18 protein-coding genes and 1 pseudogene are annotated in these 19,193 nt (G+C 76.3%); 9 read left to right on the forward strand and 10 right to left on the reverse strand.

Annotated features, from left to right (window positions below; all coding sequences use genetic code 11):
• Window positions 1-67: 67 nt before the first annotated feature.
• A complete protein-coding gene (locus ACW14Y_RS31105; protein WP_456984208.1) occupies window positions 68-1,516 on the reverse strand; it encodes a LuxR C-terminal-related transcriptional regulator in 1,449 nt (482 codons plus the stop codon).
• 176 nt (window positions 1,517-1,692) lie between these two features.
• On the opposite strand from ACW14Y_RS31105, the gene ACW14Y_RS31110 reads away from it, so the two are divergent.
• Complete coding sequence (locus tag ACW14Y_RS31110; RefSeq protein WP_402721904.1) at window positions 1,693-2,649, forward strand: NADP-dependent oxidoreductase; 957 nt, start codon at window positions 1,693-1,695, stop codon at window positions 2,647-2,649.
• Window positions 2,650-2,673: 24 nt separating this feature from the next.
• On the opposite strand, the gene ACW14Y_RS31115 is transcribed toward ACW14Y_RS31110, so the two are convergent.
• The 5 genes and pseudogenes from ACW14Y_RS31115 to ACW14Y_RS31135 form a co-directional block, all read right to left on the reverse strand.
• Entirely contained in the window at window positions 2,674-3,993 is a 1,320-nt protein-coding gene (locus tag ACW14Y_RS31115) for a SpoIIE family protein phosphatase (protein ID WP_456984210.1), read from the reverse strand.
• 93 nt (window positions 3,994-4,086) lie between these two features.
• Complete coding sequence (locus ACW14Y_RS31120) at window positions 4,087-4,509, reverse strand: MarR family winged helix-turn-helix transcriptional regulator (protein WP_266273715.1); 423 nt, start codon at window positions 4,507-4,509, stop codon at window positions 4,087-4,089.
• A gap of 63 nt (window positions 4,510-4,572) precedes the next feature.
• On the reverse strand, window positions 4,573-5,823 hold the full coding sequence (locus ACW14Y_RS31125) for a M48 family metalloprotease (RefSeq protein ID WP_380308324.1): 1,251 nt from the start codon (window positions 5,821-5,823) through the stop codon (window positions 4,573-4,575).
• Between the two features lie 122 nt (window positions 5,824-5,945).
• Window positions 5,946-6,275 carry a dsRBD fold-containing protein gene (locus ACW14Y_RS31130; RefSeq protein WP_456988298.1) on the reverse strand — a complete coding sequence of 110 codons (330 nt, stop codon included), beginning with the start codon at window positions 6,273-6,275 and terminating at the stop codon, window positions 5,946-5,948.
• Window positions 6,258-6,656: pseudogene (locus ACW14Y_RS31135) on the reverse strand (universal stress protein); the annotation flags it as partial. The gene ACW14Y_RS31130 and the pseudogene ACW14Y_RS31135, both read right to left, overlap by 18 nt.
• Window positions 6,657-6,974: 318 nt before the next feature.
• Between ACW14Y_RS31135 and ACW14Y_RS31140 the strand changes: the two are divergent.
• Window positions 6,975-8,267, forward strand: a complete 1,293-nt coding sequence (locus tag ACW14Y_RS31140) for a CapA family protein (RefSeq protein WP_456984213.1) — start codon at window positions 6,975-6,977, stop codon at window positions 8,265-8,267.
• 45 nt (window positions 8,268-8,312) lie between these two features.
• Window positions 8,313-8,879 carry an NUDIX hydrolase gene (locus ACW14Y_RS31145; protein ID WP_456984215.1) on the forward strand — a complete coding sequence of 189 codons (567 nt, stop codon included), beginning with the start codon at window positions 8,313-8,315 and terminating at the stop codon, window positions 8,877-8,879.
• 28 nt (window positions 8,880-8,907) lie between these two features.
• On the opposite strand, the gene ACW14Y_RS31150 is transcribed toward ACW14Y_RS31145, so the two are convergent.
• The 3 genes from ACW14Y_RS31150 to ACW14Y_RS31160 all read right to left on the reverse strand — a co-directional run bounded on the left by ACW14Y_RS31150 (window position 8,908) and on the right by ACW14Y_RS31160 (window position 11,842).
• The gene (locus ACW14Y_RS31150; RefSeq protein WP_456984217.1) at window positions 8,908-9,609 is read right to left on the reverse strand and encodes a siderophore-interacting protein; all 702 of its coding nucleotides are present in this window, start codon (window positions 9,607-9,609) and stop codon (window positions 8,908-8,910) included.
• Window positions 9,610-9,708: 99 nt separating this feature from the next.
• A complete protein-coding gene (locus tag ACW14Y_RS31155; protein ID WP_456984219.1) occupies window positions 9,709-10,509 on the reverse strand; it encodes a TetR/AcrR family transcriptional regulator in 801 nt (266 codons plus the stop codon).
• Window positions 10,510-10,513: 4 nt separating this feature from the next.
• Window positions 10,514-11,842 carry an MFS transporter gene (locus ACW14Y_RS31160; protein ID WP_456984221.1) on the reverse strand — a complete coding sequence of 443 codons (1,329 nt, stop codon included), beginning with the start codon at window positions 11,840-11,842 and terminating at the stop codon, window positions 10,514-10,516.
• 289 nt (window positions 11,843-12,131) lie between these two features.
• Here ACW14Y_RS31160 and ACW14Y_RS31165 point away from each other — a divergent pair, with 289 nt between their 5' ends.
• The 6 genes from ACW14Y_RS31165 (at window position 12,132) to ACW14Y_RS31190 (ending at window position 17,921) form a co-directional block, all read left to right on the forward strand.
• The gene (locus tag ACW14Y_RS31165) at window positions 12,132-12,989 is read left to right on the forward strand and encodes a 2,3-dihydro-2,3-dihydroxybenzoate dehydrogenase (RefSeq protein ID WP_456984223.1); all 858 of its coding nucleotides are present in this window, start codon (window positions 12,132-12,134) and stop codon (window positions 12,987-12,989) included.
• Window positions 12,990-13,244: 255 nt separating this feature from the next.
• Complete coding sequence (gene dhbC, locus ACW14Y_RS31170; RefSeq protein ID WP_380438588.1) at window positions 13,245-14,444, forward strand: isochorismate synthase DhbC; 1,200 nt, start codon at window positions 13,245-13,247, stop codon at window positions 14,442-14,444.
• An 83-nt stretch (window positions 14,445-14,527) separates the two neighbouring features.
• On the forward strand, window positions 14,528-16,207 hold the full coding sequence (locus ACW14Y_RS31175) for a (2,3-dihydroxybenzoyl)adenylate synthase (protein WP_380438620.1): 1,680 nt from the start codon (window positions 14,528-14,530) through the stop codon (window positions 16,205-16,207).
• A gap of 66 nt (window positions 16,208-16,273) precedes the next feature.
• Window positions 16,274-16,906 (forward strand): isochorismatase family protein, encoded by a 633-nt coding sequence (locus ACW14Y_RS31180; protein ID WP_380309461.1) that lies wholly within the window; start codon window positions 16,274-16,276, stop codon window positions 16,904-16,906.
• A gap of 5 nt (window positions 16,907-16,911) precedes the next feature.
• A complete protein-coding gene (locus ACW14Y_RS31185; RefSeq protein WP_030391815.1) occupies window positions 16,912-17,136 on the forward strand; it encodes a phosphopantetheine-binding protein in 225 nt (74 codons plus the stop codon).
• The gene (locus ACW14Y_RS31190) at window positions 17,136-17,921 is read left to right on the forward strand and encodes an AMP-binding protein (protein ID WP_380309463.1); all 786 of its coding nucleotides are present in this window, start codon (window positions 17,136-17,138) and stop codon (window positions 17,919-17,921) included. The genes ACW14Y_RS31185 and ACW14Y_RS31190 overlap by 1 nt, the downstream gene beginning before the upstream one ends.
• Before the next feature lie 79 nt (window positions 17,922-18,000).
• Here ACW14Y_RS31190 and ACW14Y_RS31195 read toward each other — a convergent pair whose 3' ends face one another.
• Window positions 18,001-19,185, reverse strand: a complete 1,185-nt coding sequence (locus ACW14Y_RS31195; protein ID WP_456984226.1) for an amidohydrolase — start codon at window positions 19,183-19,185, stop codon at window positions 18,001-18,003.
• Window positions 19,186-19,193: the final 8 nt, after the last annotated feature.

Here is a 19,193-nt window from a genome sequence, read left to right on the forward strand (position 1 = left end):
TGCGGTACGCGCCCGACCGTACCGCCCGGCGGAGTTCCCCGACGCTCCCGGGCCCGGCGGGGGCGGCTCAGGAGGCGGCGTGCAGGGCGGTCGGTGCGCCCGCCGCAGGGGTCGTCGGCAGGCCGGCGCGGTGGGCGAGGGCGGCGGCCTCGCCCCGGGAGCCCACCTCCAGCTTGGCCAGGATGTTCGCCACGTGGAACTTCACCGTCGACTCGCTGATGTGCAGCGCGCCGGCGATCTCCCGGTTGCGGCGGCCCAGGGCGAGCTGCTCCAGCACCTCCAGCTCCCGGGGCTGCAGGCCCTCCAGCGGCCGGGCCGCGCCGATCGGGCCGGCCGGGGCGTGCAGCGGCAGGTCGACCGTCACCGTGGTGCCCCAGCCCGGCACCGCCTCGACCGTCAACCGGCCCGCCAGTGCGGCGATCCGGTCGGCCGTGCGGTGGACGGCCAGCGCGTCGGCGGTCAGCAGGCCCGGGCCGTCGTCCCGGACCACGGCCCGCAGGCCGTCCGCCACGAACTGCCAGCTCACGTGCAGCCGGGTCAGGCCGTCCTGCTCCAGCATGGCGAGCACGGCGGAGCGGACGGCGGTGCGGGCGGTGTGCGCGGTGTCGGTGGGCACCGAGCGGTCCCCCTCGGTCGGCGCCAGCAGGTCCAGCCGGACCGGGCTGTGCCGCAGCAACGGCCGCACCGCGTCGGCGAGTCGGGCGAACGCGGTGGCGGCCGGCTCCTCGCTCAGCTCGCGGTCGAGGTCGCCGGCGCTGCGCAGGTCCAGCAGGGCGGTCACGGCCAGCTCGGTGGCGTTGCGCCGGGCGGTGGCGTCGTCCAGGCCGGCGGACCGCAGCGGCCCGAGGATCGCGGACAGCGCGGAGGCGTGGGCGCCGCTGAGTTCGGCGATCGCCCGGGCCCGGGCGCTGGCCGAGGCCCGGGAGGCGGCGGCCTGCGCGGGCGCGGCGTCCACGGCGCGGTGGTGGGAGTGGGTGGTCACCAGCTCCCACAGCTGCTGGAGCAGGCCGAGCGAGCGCTCGGGCAGCGGCTCCGGTGCCTTCGGCGGCTCCGGTGCGCGCCCGGAAGGCCTGCCGTTGGTCCGTCCGGGCGGGACGGGCGGTCCGGTCGGACCGGTCGCGTCCGGGCGGACCAGCACCAGCAGGGCGCCGTTGCTCCCGGGCGGGGCCGACGCCACCGCGACCGCCGGGCGCGGGCGCCCGCCGAGCACGGCCTCGCCCTGCCAGGGGCGGCCGGGCGTGACCTCCTGGGCGAGCAGGCCCAGCTCGGGGCCGGTGATCCGGGCGGACAGCTCCTCGGGACCGACGGCGTTCGCGGGCGAGTAGGTGCAGACGCCGCTGAGCTGCGCCACCGCGAGGTGCGGGACGAGTCCGGCGAGCACCTCGGAGAGCTTCGGCAGGATCGTCACCCGGGGTTCGCGCAGCACCTCGGCGGCGAGGGACAGCACCCCCTCGGCGTCGTCCCAGGGCCACGCGCCACCGGGACCGCCCGTGTACCCGCTGCTGTGCTCGACCATGCGGACCAGCCTAGCCCCCATCCGTCCGCGCCTACCCGTCCGAACGGCCAGGTGGAACTGTCCGAACGGCCGGCCGGACGGCCGGGCCCGCCGTACCAGGCTGGAGCCCGTCACCAGGACGACGGCGCCTCCCGGCCCCGGCGTCCCCAGGTCCGGAAGAACGCTGGAGATCCGCCATGAGCAGCACCCCCAACGCCACCGCCCTCGCCACGAAGGCCGTCGCCATCACCGAGTACGGCACCGCGGACGTCCTGCGGCCGGCCGTGGTCGAGGTGCCCGCGCCCGGCCCCGGCCAGGTCCGGGTGGCCGTGCGCGCCGTCGGCGTGAACCCGCTCGACCACAAGGTCCGCTCCGGCTCGCTGACCGACCTGTTCCCGGTCACCCTCCCGGCCGTGCTCGGCTACGAGATCGCGGGCGTCGTGGAGTCCGTCGGCGCCGAGGTCACCGAGTGGCAGCCCGGCGACGAGGTGCTCGGTCAGGTCTGGGGCGGCGGCTACGCCGAGCACGCCCTGGCGGCGGCCGACCAGCTGGTCCGCAAGCCGGCCGGGGTGGACTGGACGGTCGCCGCGGCGCTCCCGGTGGCCGCCGAGACCGCCTGGCGTTCGCTCGACCTGCTGGGCGTCGAGCCCGGCCGGACGCTGCTGGTGCACGGGGCGGCGGGCGGTGTCGGCACGCTGGTGGTGCAGTTCGCCCGGGCCCGGGGGATCCGGGTGATCGGCACCGCGAGCGAGGCCAACCACCCGTACCTGCGCGAGCTGGGCGCCGAGCCGGTCGTCTACGGGGAGGGCCTGGCCGAGCGGGTCCGCGCCGCCGCGCCCGAGGGCGTGGACCGGGTCCTGGACGTGGCCGGGGCGGGCGTGCTGCCGCTGTCGATCGAGCTGGCGGGCGGCGCGGAGCACGTGCTGACCATCGCCGACGCGCCGGGCGCCGCGCAGCACGGGGTCCGCTTCACCGGCGGCGACGAGCCGACCGACTACCTCCGCCCGGCCCTGGAGAGCGCGCTCGGCCTCGCCGCCGAGGGCGGTCTGAACCTCCCGCTGCACCGGGTGCTCCCGCTGGCGGAGGTGGCCGAGGCGCACCGCGAGAGCGAGGGCGGCCACGTCCGGGGCAAGATCGTCCTCACCGTCGGCTGAGGCCACCGGAGGCCCGGCGGGCGCTCATCCTGGGCCGGGGCCCGGTCGGCCGAGGCGCTCGACGACGACCATGGCCGCGTCGTCGTCGAGCCGCCCGCCGGCGTGGGCCAGCAGGTCGCGGCGCAGGTGCAGCAGCAGGGCGGCCGGGGGCTCGGAGGGGTGGGCGGCGGTCCGCTCGGCGACCCGCTCGGTCAGCGGGTAGAACCGCCGTTCGCTGTCGCGGGCCTCGATCACGCCGTCGGTGTAGATCAGCAGCCGGTCGCCGGGCAGGAACGGGAAGTCCTCCACCACGTACGGCGCCGCGACCAGTTCGCCCAGGCCCAGCGGCGGCGAGGTGCGGCGGGGCTCCAGCGCGGTGACCCGGTCGCCGTGCAGGAGCAGCGGCGGGGGGTGGCCGCAGTCGACCAGGCGGACCACCGTGCCGTCGTCCGGGACGTCCAGGACGACGGCGGTGATGAACGACTCGCCGCTGTCGTCCGTCGCGGGGTCGGGCCGCCCGTCGTCCGAGGGTCGGGTGCCGGGCGGGGGCGCGGTGTCCGGCGGCCCGGTGCCCGGCGGAGCCCCGGTGTCCGCCGGTCCGGTGCGGCGGAACGCGCGCGGGCGCGGCCGGTCGCCGCCGCCGTCCTCGCGCTGCGCGCGCTGCTGCTCGGCGAGCTGGGCGAGGTCCCAGGCGATGCTGCCGTCCAGGTGGCCGACCAGGCCGGGCAGGTCCGGGTACAGGTGCGCGGCCGCCCGGAAGGCGCCCAGCAGCAGCGCCGCGTCGCCGAGCGAGGCCAGGCCCTTGCCCCGGACGTCGCCGACCAGCAGCCGGGTGCCGGTGGCGGTGCGGGCCGCCGCGTAGAGGTCGCCGCCGACCTGCGCCTCGGCCTCGGCGGCCAGGTAGAAGGAGGCGAGGTGCAGCGGTCCGGTCCGGTCGGGCAGCGGGCGCAGCAGGACCCGCTGGGCGGCCTCGGAGACGGAGCGGACCTGGGCCAGTTCGCGTTCGTGCCGGTCGCGCAGCACCCGCAGGGCGACGATCAGCGCCGACACGGCGAGCAGGGCGCCGAGCTGGGTCTCGTGGTTGCCCGTGGTGAGGCCGTCGCGCAGGATGCCGATGACGGTGAGCGCGGCGAGCGAGAGCAGTGCGACGACGGTGGTGGCGCGGGCACCGGCCAGGGACGCGGTGAGCGCGGGGGCGACGATCAGCAGCGGGCCCAGGTGGATGTCCGGCGGGGCGAGCACGTCCACCACCGTGATCACCACGATCAGGGCGAGCGGTACGGCCGTCAGCGCCCGGCGGTCGGGCGTCCAGGACCGGCGGCGGTCGTGGGGACGCCGATCGTCGGGGTGCTGCCGGAGGGGCACCCCTCCTCTGTACACCGTCCGGGTGGTGCGCCGCACCCCGAGCCGGTGGTGACGAGTCCCGGGCGGCGTGCCGGGGCGGCGCGGCCGGGCCGGTCAGTCCTCGGCGCCGTACCGGGCCAGGTAGTCGGCGAACCGGGCGACGTCCTCGTCCGACCAGGCGGTGAAGCGGGCGGAGAAGGAGAGCCGCCGCTGCTCGTTGGCCTCGCGCAGCAGGGTGAGTCCGGCCTCGGTGGCCAGCAGGATCTGGCCGCGCTGGTCCTCCGGGTCGGTCTCGCGGCGCAGCAGCCCGAGCTTCTCCAGCGCGGTGACCTGGCGGCTCACGGTGGACTTGTCGAGCATGAAGTGCGCGGCGACGTCGGCGGCCCGGCAGCCGCCGCGCTCGGTGATGAGGTCCAGGATGCTGTAGGTGACCAGGGAGAGGTCGGGGTGCAGCTGGGAGGCCTTGTGCCGGGCGCGGCGGGCGAAGGCGGTCAGTTCGCGCTGGATGGTCGCGATCGACGTCTCGCGGTCGGGCACGGGGACTGTCCTCCGGGGCTGGGGGTGACCGCTCGGGCATCTGCCGCGGCGGGATTTGTTGCATTATACAACGGTTTTGGGTGCGTCCGAAGCTCCCGGCGGACGGTCCGCGGCACCGGCCCGGCCCGCCTGCCAGGCGCGCGCCGCCGCGATCCGGCGGGTGGCGCTCGGATGAGTCGCGAACAGTAGCTCAAGCACCCGCGGCGGGTCGACATCGGACACATTGGTCACCGCGAGTCTGCGCTGCATCGCCACGAACTGCTCCGCGTCCCCCGTGAGTTCGAGCGCGTGCCGGTCCGCCCTGGCCTCCACCCGGCGGCTCACCGCGCACTGCACCGGGCCGGACAGCGCACCCAGCAGCGCCGCGCCCGCCGCCAGCAGCGGCAGCGACCGGGGATCGGCCGCGTCCGCCGCGCCGGCCGCCGACAGCAGCGCGTCCCAGCCGGAGGCCAGGCCCAGCAGCACCACCACGACGGCCGCGCCGACCGCGCCCAGCACCGTCCCGGTCAGCACGTCCCGGTGCTTGACGTGCCCCAGCTCGTGCGCCACCACCAGCTCCACCTCGCGCGGATCGGCGGTGGTCAGCAGCGTGTCGTAGGCGACGATCCGCCGCGTCGCCCCCAGCCCGGAGACGTACGCGTTCAGGGCGGTGGTCCGGCGCGAGGCGTCCGCCACCAGGACGTCCCGCACCCGGACGCCGTCCCGCGCGGCCAGGCCGAGCAGCGCCTCGCGCTGCGGGCCCGGCGGCATCGGCGTGAAGCGGTTGAACACCGGCTCGACGAGCAGCGGGTAGAGGAAGGACAGCGCGGCGGTCAGCAGCGCGGCCGCGCCCGCCGCCGGGAGCCACCAGCGCTCCGGCGAGCGGCCGGTGAGCGCGTACAGGCCGAGGACCACCGGCAGGGCGAGCGCCAGGGTGAGGGCGAGTCCGCGCAGCGCGTCCACCGCCCAGCCGGCCCAGCCCTGGGTGACCAGGCCGAACCGGGCCCGGACCGAGCGCGCGCCCGCCCCGAACGGCAGCTGCGCCGCCCGGCCGAGCAGCACCAGGGCGGCCGTGCCGGCGAGCACCTCCGCCGTCCGGGAGCCCCCGAACCAGCCGCCGGCCGCCGACACCAGCCCGGCGCCGGCGGGGGTCAGGCCGAGCGCGAGGGTCAGCGCCAGGCCGGTGGCGCGCGCGCCGAGCGCCCAGGGCAGCTGGGCCCGGCGCAGCGCCCGGCCCCGGGCGCGCTCGGCGGGGGTGAAGTCGGAGGCGAGGCCGGAGGCGGGGTCGGGGGCCCGGTCGTCCTCGCCCGGCGGTGGGCCGACAGAATCTGTCATCTGTTGTCCGTCATCCGAGGTCCGTCAGTCGTCAGTCGTCGGTCGTCGGTCGTCGGTCGTCGAGCTCCGGCCGTCGGCCGGCAGGGGCGTTCGTGGACCGTCGTCCCCCGGCAGCCAGCATGTCACTCCTCGGTCGGCCCGGTGGCGTGCCGGGTGCCCGCCCGGAGCAACTGGTGGCCGAGGTCGATCAGCGCTCGGCCGACCGCGAACTCGTCGCCCACCGCGGGCGCCGGATCGTCGAGCGGATTGCGGCGGGCGTACGCGTCGCTGTGCAGCACCGCGCCCCCGGCGTCCAGGACGGCGTGCACCTGGGTGGTGTCGCGCTCCTCGACCAGGTGCAGGCTCAGCTGCCAGTCCTTGGTGGTGCGGACGGCGGGCTCCTCCGCCCCGGCGGTGGCCGCGGGCGGCCGGGACGGCGCGGCGGCGGCCGCGTCGGCGCGGACGATCACCACCGGGCACGAGGCGTGCGCCGCGCACCGGGTGCTCACCGATCCCAGCAGCGTCCGGGCGAGGGTCCCGCGACCGCGACTGCCCAGCACCAGCAGGTCGGCGCCCTCCGCCAGCTCCAGCAGCACCTCGGCCGGATGCCCGAGCAGCAGGACCTCCTCCACCGGGACCGGCCGGTCCCGGCCGACCACCTCGTCCACCTCGGCGGTCAGGGTGCGCATGGCCGTCCGCTCGAAGTCGTCGTCCGGCAGCGGTACCAGCCACCCGTGCAGCGAGGGGGGTTCCCACGCCGCCACCGCGTGCACCGTCGCCCCGGTCAGCGCCGCCTGCCCGACCGCCCAGCGCAGCGCCGCCCTGGACGGCGCCGAACCGTCGATCCCGACCACGACCCGGCGCCCGGCGGCCGCGCGTCCGCTGTCGGCCCCATGGCCGGTTCCATGGCCGGTCCCATTGCCGGCCCCGTTGTCAGTCATGACCCACCACCTGCCGTCCGGTCCCCGAGCCTCGTCTGCCGCCCCCGCCGAGCCCCCGTCGCACCTCCGTCCCGACGGTCTCCGCCCGGCCTCCGCCGTGCCTCCGTACCTCTACGCTGCCACTCCGCGGGCCACCCGGCGGCCCGGCGCGGATTGTGGCGGCGGCGCGGAGGCGGCGCGGGGGAGTGGCGTAGGCTGACCGCTTCCGGATCGACCCTTGGGGGAACAGACATGCGCCGTGCCGCGGCCTCCGTCGCACTGCTGCTGGGGCTGATACCCGTGGCCGCCTGCGGACCGGACGACCCCGACCCGGCCGCCGTCAAGGCCTCCCGCTCCGCCAAGGCCGCCGCCGACGCCGCCGCTGCCGCGAAGGCCTCGCCGGACGCCGCCGACTCCGGTGCCCCCGGGGACCAGGCCTCCGCCGACGGCGGCGCGCCCCGTCCGGACGGCAGCATCACGGTGGCGTTCGCCGGGGACGTCCACTTCGAGGGCCGCACCGAGGAGAGGCTCTCCGTGCAGCCGCCCGAGACGGCGCTCGGACCGATCTCCAAGAGCCTCGCCGCCGCCGACCTCTCCGTCCTCAACCTGGAGACCGCGATCACCGACCGCGGCGCGCCCGAGGCGAAGACCTACACCTTCCGCACCTCGCCGAAGGCGCTCACGGCGCTCAAGGACTCCGGCGTCGACGTCGTCTCGCTCGCCAACAACCACGCCGTCGACTTCGGCGCCGACGGTCTCGCCGACACCCTCGCGGCCAAGGCCTCCTCGCCGCTCCCGATCGTCGGCCTCGGCCGCAACTCCCAGGAGGCGTACGCCCCGTACGTCACCACCGTGCGCGGGGTGAAGGTCGCGGTGGTCGCCGCCAGCCAGGTCGAGGACCTCACCAACCAGAAGTGGCGGGCCGGGGCGAACAAGCCCGGCATCGCCTCGGCGCTGGACCAGGCCGCGATCGTCAAGGCGGTCGAGGGGGCGAAGAAGCAGGCGCCCGTGGTGCTGGTCTACCTGCACTGGGGGGACGAGGGCAAGGCCTGTCCGACCGCCGCCCAGACCGCCATCGCCAAGAAGCTCGCCACCGCGGGCGCCACCGCCGTGGTCGGCACGCACGCCCACACCATGGTCGGCTCGGGCATGCTCGGCTCCACCTACATCGGGTACGGCTTCGGCAACTTCCTCTGGTACGGCACCTCCAACTACGCCAACTCCAACGAGACCGGCGTCACCACCCTGACCCTGGGCCCGAACGGCAAGGTGCTCGGCGAGGCGTTCGCGCCGGCGACCATCGACGACAAGGGCGTGCCGGTGCCGCAGACCGGCGCCGCCGCCACCGCCGCGCTCAAGCGGCGGGACGGGCTCCGGGGCTGCACCGGCCTCGCCCCCGCCCCGGGGGCCGCCGCCGGGTCGGCGGCCCCGTCGGCGTCCGGGGCCGGGGCGGCGTCCCCGTCCGGGTCCGGGTCCGCGCGGACGACCGCGCCCGCCGCCCCGGCCGCGCGGAGTGCCGCGCCCGCCCCGACCTCCTCGCGCTGAGCGTCGGCGGAGCAGCGGCGGGAGCGCGGCAGTGAGGGAGCGGCAGTGACCGAGTGGACGGTGCACGGGCGGCGCCAGGTGTACGGCTCGCCGTGGGTGGAACTCTGGCTGGACGACGTCGACATCCCCGGCGTCGGCCGGGTCGACCACCATGTGCTGCGGATGCCCAAGGAGTGCGCCGTCGCCGTGGTGACCGACGCCGAGGGCCGTTACCTCCTGCTCCACCGCCACCGCTTCATCACCGGTCGCTGGGCCTGGGAACTGCCCGCCGGCTGGGTCGAACCCGGCGAGGCGCCGGGCGTGGCCGCCGCGCGCGAGGTCGAGGAGGAGACCGGCTGGCGGCCGGGGGCGATCGAGCCGTTGACGGAGTTCGACGCGATGTCCGGGATCTCGACGATGCACTTCCACGCCTTCCACGCCACCGGGGCGACGCCGACCGGCGGGCCGGTGGACCGGTCCGAGGCGAGCCGGGTGGAGTGGCTGACCGAGCGCGAGGTGGTCGGACTGCTGACGGCGGGCGAGGTGGCGGACGGTGCCTCGCTGGCGGCCCTGTCCTACTTCCTCGGCCCGCACCGCCTGTCGGTCGGAGGGCCGGTCCCTTGCGGCAAGTAGCCTGATCAGGACGTGAATTGACGGCTCGTCAGTCCTTGTGGTTCGCCTCGCCGAGCTTCCAGTAGCCCTTGCCGTGGACGCGTTCGCGGGGCAGCGCCCAGTCGATGAGCAGGTGGCGGCGGACGGCCGCGACGGCCTGCGACTCACCGGCCAGCCAGGCCGCGGTGCCGGGCGGGACGTCGGTCGCCAGCAGGGTGTCCGTGAGTGTCCGGCCCTTGGCGTGGTCCTGGGGGCGGACCAGCCAGTGGGTGGTCAGACCGGCCCGGGCGGGCAGCGGCAAGGTGGCCCCGGTGGCATCGCCGACCTCGGCGAAGAGGGTCACCGGCACGGTCGGCGGGAGTTCCTCCAGGATGGTGAGCGCGGCGGGGAGGGCACTCTCGTCGGCGGCGAGCAGGACGTGCCCGGCGCCGTCGAAGGACGGCCGACGGCCGCGCGGTCCGGCGATCCGGGCCCGGTCGCCGGGGCGGGCGGTCGCGGCCCAGCGGGACAGCGGGCCGTTGCCGTGCAGCACGACGTCGATGTCGGTCTCGCGCTCGGCGGGGCGGTGGTGGCGGATCGTGTAGGCCCGGGAGTGCCCGTCGGGGGTCGCCAACTTCACCCACTGGGTGGGGTGTTCGACGATGAGGGTGTCCAGGGTCGGTCCGGCGAGGGTGAGCCGGAGCAGGGCGGGAGTGAGCGGGGTGACGGCGACGACCTGCACGTCGTGGGTCGGCCGGGGGCGACGGAACACGGGGACTCCAGGGAACGGGGTGGCGCCGGCGCGGGCCCGGGGAACGGCACGGGTGGCGCGGTGCGGCGCGACGGGAAGGAACGGGAAAGGGGCGGGACTTCAGCCCGGCAGGTGCTGGTCGAGCAGCGCGTCGACGAACGCCGGGTCCAGCGGTCGGCGCAGCACCAGGGCGCGGTGGTAGAGCGGGGCGAGCAGCGCGTCCAGCAGCACGGCGGCCTCGTCGGCGCCGTACTCGCCGGTGGCGCCCCCGAGGCAGGCGCGGGTGTGCGCGACGTCCCGGGCACGCAGGGCGTCCAGGAAGCCGTCGTGCAGCAACTCGGCGGTACGGGCGTCCAGTTGGGCATGGCCCAGGAGTGCCTGCAGCACCTTGCCGGCCGGTGCCGCGCCGAGGAAGGCCGCGAACCGGTGGAGGTAGGCGCGCAGGTCGGCCGGGTCGGCGGGGGTCTCGGCGGGCCAGGCGAGACCGGTGGCGGCGTCCAGGACGAGGTTGTCGAAGAGGATGTCCACCTTCGACTTCCACCAGCGGTAGATGGTCTGCTTGGCGACCCCGGCGGCGGCCGCGATGCCCTCGATGGTCAGACCTTCGAAGCCCACCTCGACCAGGAGGTCGTCGGTGGCGTTCAGGACCGCCAGTCGCGCGGCCTCGCTGCGCCGACCGCTGCCGCCGGTGGTCGCCACCTCGCCCTTGACCGCGTCGCTCTTCGTCGCGCTCCCGCTCGCCCGGGCCGCGCGCGCGGCCCCGGTGGCACGACCGCCGACGGCACGGTCACCGGTGGCACGGTCACCGGTGGCGCGGCTCGCGCCGGACCGGCTTCCGGTGGCGGGGCGGGGCTGGGCGGCGATGGCGGTGTGGTCCTTGTCCGGGGGCGGCTGCTGGCCGTTGACGACGGTCGCGGCCATCTTCTCACGCCTTCCCGGCCGGGGCGGCCGGTGCCGCCGCGGGTTCCGCAGTCGTGGGCACCGGTGCCGCCGCAGGTGCCGCCGCCACCGGCCCGGCCGGCTCCGGCGCCGCCCCGCGCCGCGGCCGGCGGACCAGTCCGGCGGCGACGGCGAGGGCCAGCACGGCGACCACCGCGCTGAAGGTGACCCCGGCGGTGCGCAGCCCGGTCGCCCGGACCAGCACCCCGACCCCGATCACCGGCACCGAGAGCATCGTGAACAGCACGGCGAAGAACGCCGACACCGCCTCGCCGCGCCGGTGCGGCTCCACACCGGCGTTGACGGTGCCGAGACCGGTGCCGATCGCGGTGCCGGTGGCGAGGCCGTTGACGCAGGCGCCCAGCAGCAGCGGCGGCAGTGTCCCGCTCAGCAGGGCACCGGCCACCAGCGCGGCGGCCAGCACCAGCCCGGCGCAGGCCAGCGGCAGGGCGCGGGCCGGTGGCAGGACGCGGACGAGCAGCTGCCCGACGGCGGTGGAGAGGAAGGCGAGGGCGACCACGAGTCCGGTGAGCGCGTGGTTGTGCAGGCCGAGCACGGTGGCCAGGAAGAGCCCGCTGACGGCGGTCAGCACGCCGGTGACGGCGAATCCGGCCCCGCCGGCCAGCGCGGCGCGCAGGAACGCGGGGCGGACGGCGGGCGGGACGTGCGGCGCCCGGAAGCGGAGGGTGCTCCCGGTCCGCGGACCGGACCGGCCCGCGCGGCGGACCTCGGCGGGCACCGTCTCGGGGACGGCGAGCAGTCCGAGCAGGGCGGTGCCGGTGAGCACGAGCGTCACCGTCCAGGGCAGCCGCAGCGGTGCGTCGGCCCATTCGGCGAGGGCCCCGGCGAGCAGGGTGCCGCCGGCCAGTCCGCCCATGTTGGCGGCGAGGGCGACGGTCTGGGCGCGCAGTCGGCGCTCCGGCGGGGCGAGGTCGAGCAGGGCGGCCGTGGCGGCGCCGGTGACGAGGGCGGCGCCGAAGCCGGAGAGCACCCGGGCGGCGAGCAGCCAGGGCAGCGAGTCGGCGAGTTCGAACAGGGTGGCGGCGGCCGCGGCCAGCAGCAGGGCGGCCAGGACGACGGGGCGTCGGCCGATCCGGTCGGAGAGGCGGCCGAGGGTCAGCAGGCCGACGACGACGCCGAGCGCGTAGACGGCGAAGACCACCGTGACGGTGAAGGTCGTGAAGCCGAAGGCGCGCTGGTAGAGCGGGTAGAGCGGGGTCGGGACGGTGGTTCCGGCCATGGTGACCCAGAAGGCGAGGGCGACGGCGGCCGGGGCGAGCGGGCCGCCGGGGCGCCAGGGCGGGGCGGAGGGCATGGGGCTCCTCGGGGGTGACGGTGTGGGAGGAGGGCGCGTCGGGGCCTTCGGTCACGGCCCGCGCCGTCGGAACTGAACATGGACGCAACGTTGCGTCTCGATCCAACGCTCCGACGCTAACACTGGACGCAACGTTGCGTCTACATTCACCCTCGCGCCGGCCCCTGGACCCGCCCCTGGCCGACGGCGGCCTCCCCGACCTCCGGGTGACCGCAATTGACGACCCCGCAGCATCGGTCCGTACCGGCAGGACCCCTCGGAGAGTCCGAACAATTGTGTTAGGTTAGGCTTGCCTAATGTTGCTGGTCGGAGGGGATTTTCAGTGCAGCAGTCCGAACTCGCGGGCGCCGTCGCGATGGTCACCGGCGCCGGACAGGGGATAGGCGCGGCGGTGACGCGCGCGCTGGTCGCCGCCGGTGCCGTCGTCGCGGCGGCCGACCGCAACCCCGGTCCGCTCGCCGAGCTCGCCGACGAGCTGTCGGCCCGTCCGGTCGAGAACGCCCCGGGCGGCGCGGCCTCCGGCGGACCCGTCCACCCCTACCTGCTGGACGTCTCCGACGCGGCGGCGGTCGAATCCACCGTCGAGCTGATGGAGAGCCAACTCGGCCCGATCGGCATCCTGGTGAACGTCGCGGGAATCCTGCGTGTCGCCCCCGCGGTGGAGCTCACCGACCAGGACTGGGCGGACAGCTTCGCGGTCAACACCACCGGAGTCTTCCACACCACCCGGGCGATCGGCCGACGGATGGCCGAGCGCGGCGGCGGCGCCATCGTCACCGTCGGCTCCAACGCGGCCGGCGTCCCGCGCACCGGGATGGCCGCCTACGCGGCCTCCAAGGCGGCGGCCACCATGTACACCCGGTGTCTCGGCCTGGAACTCGGCCGCTCCGGGGTGCGCTGCAACATCGTCTCGCCCGGCTCCACCGACACCGAGATGCAGCGCGGCCTCTGGGGGGACGACGCGGCGGCCGCCGAACGGCGCGTCGTCGACGGCGACCCGACCAGCTACCGGGTCGGCATCCCGCTCGGCCGGATCGCCCGACCCGCCGACATCGCCGAGGCGGTGACGTTCCTGGTCTCCGACCGGGCCCGCCACATCACCATGCACGACCTCTACGTGGACGGCGGCGCCACGCTGCGGGCCTGACACCCCGGCACGGCCCTCCGACCCGGATCCGGCACCGCCTCCAGCACCACTCCGGCACGACTCCACGACGGCCCCGCCCCGGTCCGTCGCGGCCCCCGACACCCACGGCGGGGCCGGACCCCCGGGGCGAGCAGCACCCGGGGCCCGGCGCCCCACCGGGACCGCGCCCCCACCGGGGCGCGCCCCCGACCAGACCACCGCCGACCGCCGCGACGAGCAGCGTCCGGCGACCACTCGCAGACTGGGAGATTCCAGGTGACCACCGTGCATCACGCCCCCGCCGGGACGGACCACACCGTCATCGGCGCGGCCAGCGGGCTGCTGGGCCAGTACCGGGCCGCGGCCGACGAGGCGTTCTTCGCCTCCCCGACCCGCACGCTGCTCGCCGAGGGCGTGCACGCCCGGGTGCCCCAGGACGGGCGCCCGCTGGTCGACCGGGTCGCCGAGACCCTCGCCCGGGCCCGCCGGGACGGGGTCGAGAACCCGCTGGTGGTGGGCGCGGTGGCGTTCGACCACGACAGCCGGGCCGAGCTCGCCGTCCCGGCGACGCTCCGCACCTGCGGCGCGCTGCGCGACGACCCGCTGATCGCGCTGCCCGCCCCGGCCGCCGACCGGATCGACTGGGACGTCCGCCCGGTGCCCGCGCCCGAGGCGTACGGGGCCGGCGTCGCCGAGGCCGTGGAGCTGCTCCGGGCCGACGGCGAGCTGAGCAAGGTCGTGCTCTCCCGGACCCTGGAGCTGCACGCCGACCGCCCGCTCGACCTGCCCGCGATCCTCCAGCGCCTCGGCCGCCGCGACCCCGGCGGCTACACCTTCGCCGTCCCGGCCGGCGGCGGCCGCACCCTCATCGGCGCCAGCCCCGAACTGCTGCTCTCGCGCAGCGGCACCGCCGTCGTCGCCAACCCGCTGGCCGGCTCGGTGCCGCGCAGCGCCGACCTCGGCGAGGACGTCCGCCGCGCCGCCGCGCTGCTGGAGTCGCCCAAGGACCTCCAGGAGCACGCCTTCGTCGTGGACGCCATCCACGCCGCGCTCGCGCCGTACTGCCGCGACCTGGTCGTGCCGGCCCGCCCCACCCTGGTGCGCACCGCCGCGATGTGGCACCTGGCCACCACCATCACCGGCGAGCTGATCGACCCGGACGTCTCCGCCCTGGAGCTGGCCGTCGCGATGCACCCGACCCCGGCGGTCTGCGGCAGCCCGACCCCGCTCGCCCGCGAGGCGATCCGCGGCATCGAGCCCTTCGACCGGGGCCTGTACACGGGCATGGTCGGCTGGGGCGACGCGGACGGCGACGGCGAGTGGGTGGTGACCCTGCGCTGCGCCGAGGCCGACGAGCGGACGCTGCGGGTGTTCGCCGGCGCCGGTGTCGTCGCCGAGTCCCGGCCGGAGTCCGAACTCGCCGAGACCAGCGCCAAGTTCCGTACCTTCCTGGACGCCGCCGGGGTGCCGCAGTGACCGACCCGACCACTCCGGGAGCTTCCGCCGTGACCGACCCGACCGCCCCGGGAGCCTCCGCCGTGACCGATCCGCACCACCCGATGGCCGAGGTGCTGGCCGGATTCGCCCCGTACCCGGACGAGTTCGCCGCGCGCTACCGGGCCGACGGCCACTGGCGCGGCGAGACCTTCGGCTCGATGCTGCGCGAGCGCGCGGCCGCCCACCCCGACCGGATCGCGATCGTCGACCCGGCCGGCGGCACCGGGGAGGATCCCACCCGCCGCTGGACGTACGCCGAACTCGACCTGCGGGCCGACCGGATGGCCGCCGGACTGCGCGCCCGGGGCATCCGCCGGGGCGACCGGGTGGTGGTCCAGCTCCCCAACACCGCCGAGTTCTTCGAGCTGGTCTTCGGGCTGTTCCGGGTCGGCGCGCTGCCGGTCTTCGCGCTGCCCGCGCACCGCTACACCGAGATCTCCTACTTCTGCTCCTTCACCGGCGCGGTCGGCTATGTCGTCCCGGCCGTCGAGGGCGGCTTCGACCACCGCGAACTGGCGAGCAGGGTCAAGGCGGAGACACCCTCGCTGCGACACGTCCTGGTGGTGGGCGGGGACGCCGGGGAGCACACTCCGCTGGCCGAGGTCCCGCTCGACCCGACGGAGGCCCCCGGTGACGAGCCGCAGCCCGGCGACGTCGCCTTCCTCCAGCTGTCCGGGGGCAGCACCGGGGTGCCCAAGCTCATCCCGCGCACCCACGACGACTACATCTACTCGCTGCGCGGCTCGGTCGAGCTCTGCGGCCAGGACGAGAACAGCGTCTACCTCGTGGTGCTGCCCGCCGCGCACAACTTCCCGCTCAGCTCGCCGGGTTCGCTCGGCACGCTGTACGCGGGCGGCCGGGTGGTGCTCTGCCCGCAGCCGAGCCCGGAGACGGCGTTCCCGCTGATCGAGCGCGAGGGCGTGACCATCACCGGCCTGGTGCCGCCGCTGGCCCTGCTCTGGCTGGACTCCGCCGAGCGGATCCGCGAGGCCGGCGGCAGTGCCGGTCTGGAGACCCTGGAGGTGCTGCTCGTCGGCGGCGCCAAGTTCAGCGAGGAGGCGGCCCGGCGGGTGCGCCCGGTGCTGGGCTGCACCCTCCAGCAGGTGTTCGGGATGGCCGAGGGCCTGGTCAACTACACCCGGCTGGACGACCCGGAGGAGGTGATCGTCACCACCCAGGGCCGGCCGATCTCCCCGGACGACGAGGTGCGGGTGGTCGACGACGAGGACCGCGACCTGCCCGACGGCACCACCGGTCACCTGCTCACCCGCGGCCCGTACACCATCCGCGGCTACTGGAACGCGCCCGAGCACAACGCCGCCTCCTTCACCCCGGACGGCTTCTACCGCACCGGTGACCTCGTCCGCCGCACCGCCACCGGCCACCTGGTGGTCGAAGGACGGGCCAAGGACCAGATCAACCGGGGCGGCGAGAAGGTCGCCGCCGAGGAGATCGAGAACCACCTGCTGGCCCACCCGGCCGTGCACGACGCGGCGGTGGTCTCGATGCCCGACCCGTACCTCGGCGAGCGCACCTGCGCCTACGTCGTCCTGCGCGAGGAGCACCGCGCGCGGCCGCCGAAGTCCGTGGAGCTGAAGCGCTTCGTGCGGCAGCGCGGACTGGCCGACTTCAAGGTGCCGGACCGGGTCGAGTTCGTCGACGCCTTCCCCGCCACCGGCATCGGCAAGGTCAGCAAGAAGGACCTGCGCGCCGCCATCGCCGCCTCCCTCACCTCCTCCTGAGCCTCCGGACTCCTGAGTCTCAGCCTCCCGACTTCACAGTCTCCCGAACGTTAAGGACGCACCGCCGTGGGCCTGCCCCGCATCCCCTCCTATCCGATGCCCGCCGCCGCCGAGCTGCCGGCCAACCGGGTCGACTGGACGGTCGACCCGTCCCGCGCCGTGCTGCTGGTGCACGACCTGCAGAACCACTTCATGCGCGCCTTCGACACCTCGGCCGAGCCGGTCACCGAGCTGTTCGCCAACATCAACCGGCTGCGCGCCTGGGCCGCCGAACACGGCGTGCCCGTCGTCTACTCGGCCCAGCCGGGCGGCCAGAGCGCCGAACAGCGCGGCCTGCAGCAGGACTTCTGGGGCCCGGGGATCCCGGACGACCCGCAGGCGGCGGCGATCGTCGACGCGGTCGCCCCGGCCGAGGGCGACCGGCTGCTCACCAAGTGGAAGTACAGCGCCTTCGTCCGGACCGACCTGGACGAGCTGCTGCGCGAGCAGGGCCGCGACGAGCTGGTGATCACCGGCGTGTACGCGCACATCGGGGTGCAGGCGACCGCCTGCGACGCCTGGATGCGGGACATCCGGGCCTTCGTGGTGGCCGACGCGGTCGCCGACTTCGGCGCGGACGAGCACCGTTCCGCGCTCACCTGGGTGGCCGGCCGCTGCGGCGTCGTCACCGGTACCGACGCCGTCGTGGAAGGGAAGTGACAGCCATGGCCTTCACCGTGGAGCGAATCCGGGCCGAGGTCGCCGACCTGCTCGGCGAGGACCCGGCCGACATCCCGCTGGACGAGAACCTGGCCGACTGGGGCCTGGACTCGGTGCGCCTGATGGCGCTGGCCGAGCGCTGGCGGGCCGAGGGCGCCGAGGTGGCGTTCCTCCAGCTGGCCGAGCGTCCGGCCGTCGAGGCCTGGGCCGAGCTGCTGGGCGCGTCCTGATGGAGTCCGGCACGGCGGTGGCGAAGCCGTCGCGGACGGAGCGGTGGCCGGCCACCACGGTGGTCGGGCCGATCGAGGCCCAGGCGGCGCGGACGCCGGACGCCCCGGCCCTGCTGCCGAGCGGCGCGGCGCCGGTGAGCTACGGCGAGCTGAACGCCTCGGCCAACCGGATGGCCCGCTGCCTGGCGGAGCGGGGTGCCCGCCCCGGCACGGTCGTCGGCCTCGCGCTGACCCGCCCGGCCGACCTGGTGCCGGCGCTGCTGGCGGTGGCCAAGTCGGGTGCGGCGTACCTGGCGCTGGACCCGGACGACGCCCCCGGGCGGCTGTCCTGGCTGCTGGCCGACGCGGCGCCGGTGTGCGTGCTGGGGGAGGGGGTGCCGGACGCGGAGCGGCCGAGCCCCGCCGAGCTGGCCGGGCGGGCGGCCACCGACCCGCCCCGGGCGCTGACCCCGCAGCACCCGCTGTGCCGGGCCTACGGGCCGGGCGGGCGTCCGGCCGGGGTGTGGACCACCCACGCCGAGGTGGACCGCCGGGTGCGTGAGCTGCAGTCCGTGTACGGGCTCGGCCCGGGCGACCGGGTGCTGCAACTGGGCCTGCCGCTGTGGGAGTTCCTGTGGCCGCTGCGGACCGGGGCGGCGCTGGTGCTGGCCGATCCGGACCTGCCGGGCGAGGTCGGGGACCTGGTCCGGGCGGCCGGGGTGACCGCGCTGCGCGCGGCGCCCTCGGTGCTCGGCGAGCTGGTGCCCGAGCCGGGGCCGGTGCACCTGGTCCCGGAGCGCGGCTGACGGACCCGACGGACGGCGGCCGACGGACTTCCGAGCCCGTCGGCCGCTGTCCGCCGCCGTCATCCGTGCGTCGCCCGCGTCACCCGCGCGGCGCCGCCGCGAAGTCGGCCGCGGTCCAGGCCAGCGCGACCGCGCCCTCCAGGATCGCCCGGTCCGCCTCCGGCGAGACGGCGGCCTCGACGAACGCGGCCTCGTGCGGGCCGCAGGAGCCGCCGGTGATGTCCAGGACCGGGTGGATGGAGGGGACGGCGTGCGAGACGTTGCCCATGTCGGTGCAGGCGAACGGCCCGCTCTCGACCGGCTCCGGGCGGCCCGCCGCCGCCGCGTTGGCCCGCCACAGCGCGAGCAGTCCGGTGTCGCTGCGGAAGTCCAGGTAGTCCGGCTCCGGCCGGGTCAGCTCGACCTCGCACCCGGTGGCCAGCGCGCCGGCCCGGAAGCAGTCCTCGACCCGCTCGCGCAGTGCCGCGAGGTCCTCGGCGGCGGAGGTCCGGATCTCGTACTCGGCGGTGGCGCTGTCGGGGATGAGGTTGGGCGCCGTGCCGGCGGCCGTGGTGATGCCGTGCACCCGCCACTGCGGCGGCAGTTGCTGCCGCAGCAGGCCGAGCGCGACCTGGGCGACGGTGAGGGCGTCGGCGGCGTTTCGACCCTCGTGCGGGTTGAGGCTGGGGTGGGCGGCGCGGCCGGTGTAGCGGACGGACAGGGTGCCGAGCGCGAAGGAGTGGAAGTCGGCGACCTCCACCGGACAGGGGTGGACCATCATCGCGGCGTCCACGCCGTCGAAGGCGCCCCCGTCCAGCAGCAGCGCCTTTCCGGCGCCGCGCTCCTCGGCCGGTGCGCCGATCACCCGGACGGTGAGTCCGAGCCGGTCGGCGTGGGGGGCGAGGCCGAGCGCGGCGCCGAGGCCGGCGGCGGCGATCAGGTTGTGGCCGCAGGCGTGGCCGAGGCCGGGCAGGGCGTCGTACTCGCAGACGATCGCGACGGTGACCGGTCCGCTGCCGGTGCTCGCGCTGAACGCGGTGGGCAGGCCGGCGGTGCCGGTTTCGACGGAGTAGCCGTGCCCGCGCAGCAGTTCGGCGCACCACTCGGCGGCCCGGTGCTCCTCGAACGCGACCTCCGGGTGGGCGTGGATGCGGCGGCTGAGCGCCAGCAGCTCCTCCCGGTGGGCGAGGACGCGCTCGCGCACGGCCTCCTTCGACGTGGGGTCGGCCGGTCCGGCGGCGACCGCCGGACCGGGCGCGGGCACGCTCGCGTTCAAGGGGGACATCGGCGCCT

It is taken from the genome of Kitasatospora sp. cg17-2 (assembly GCF_054031055.1).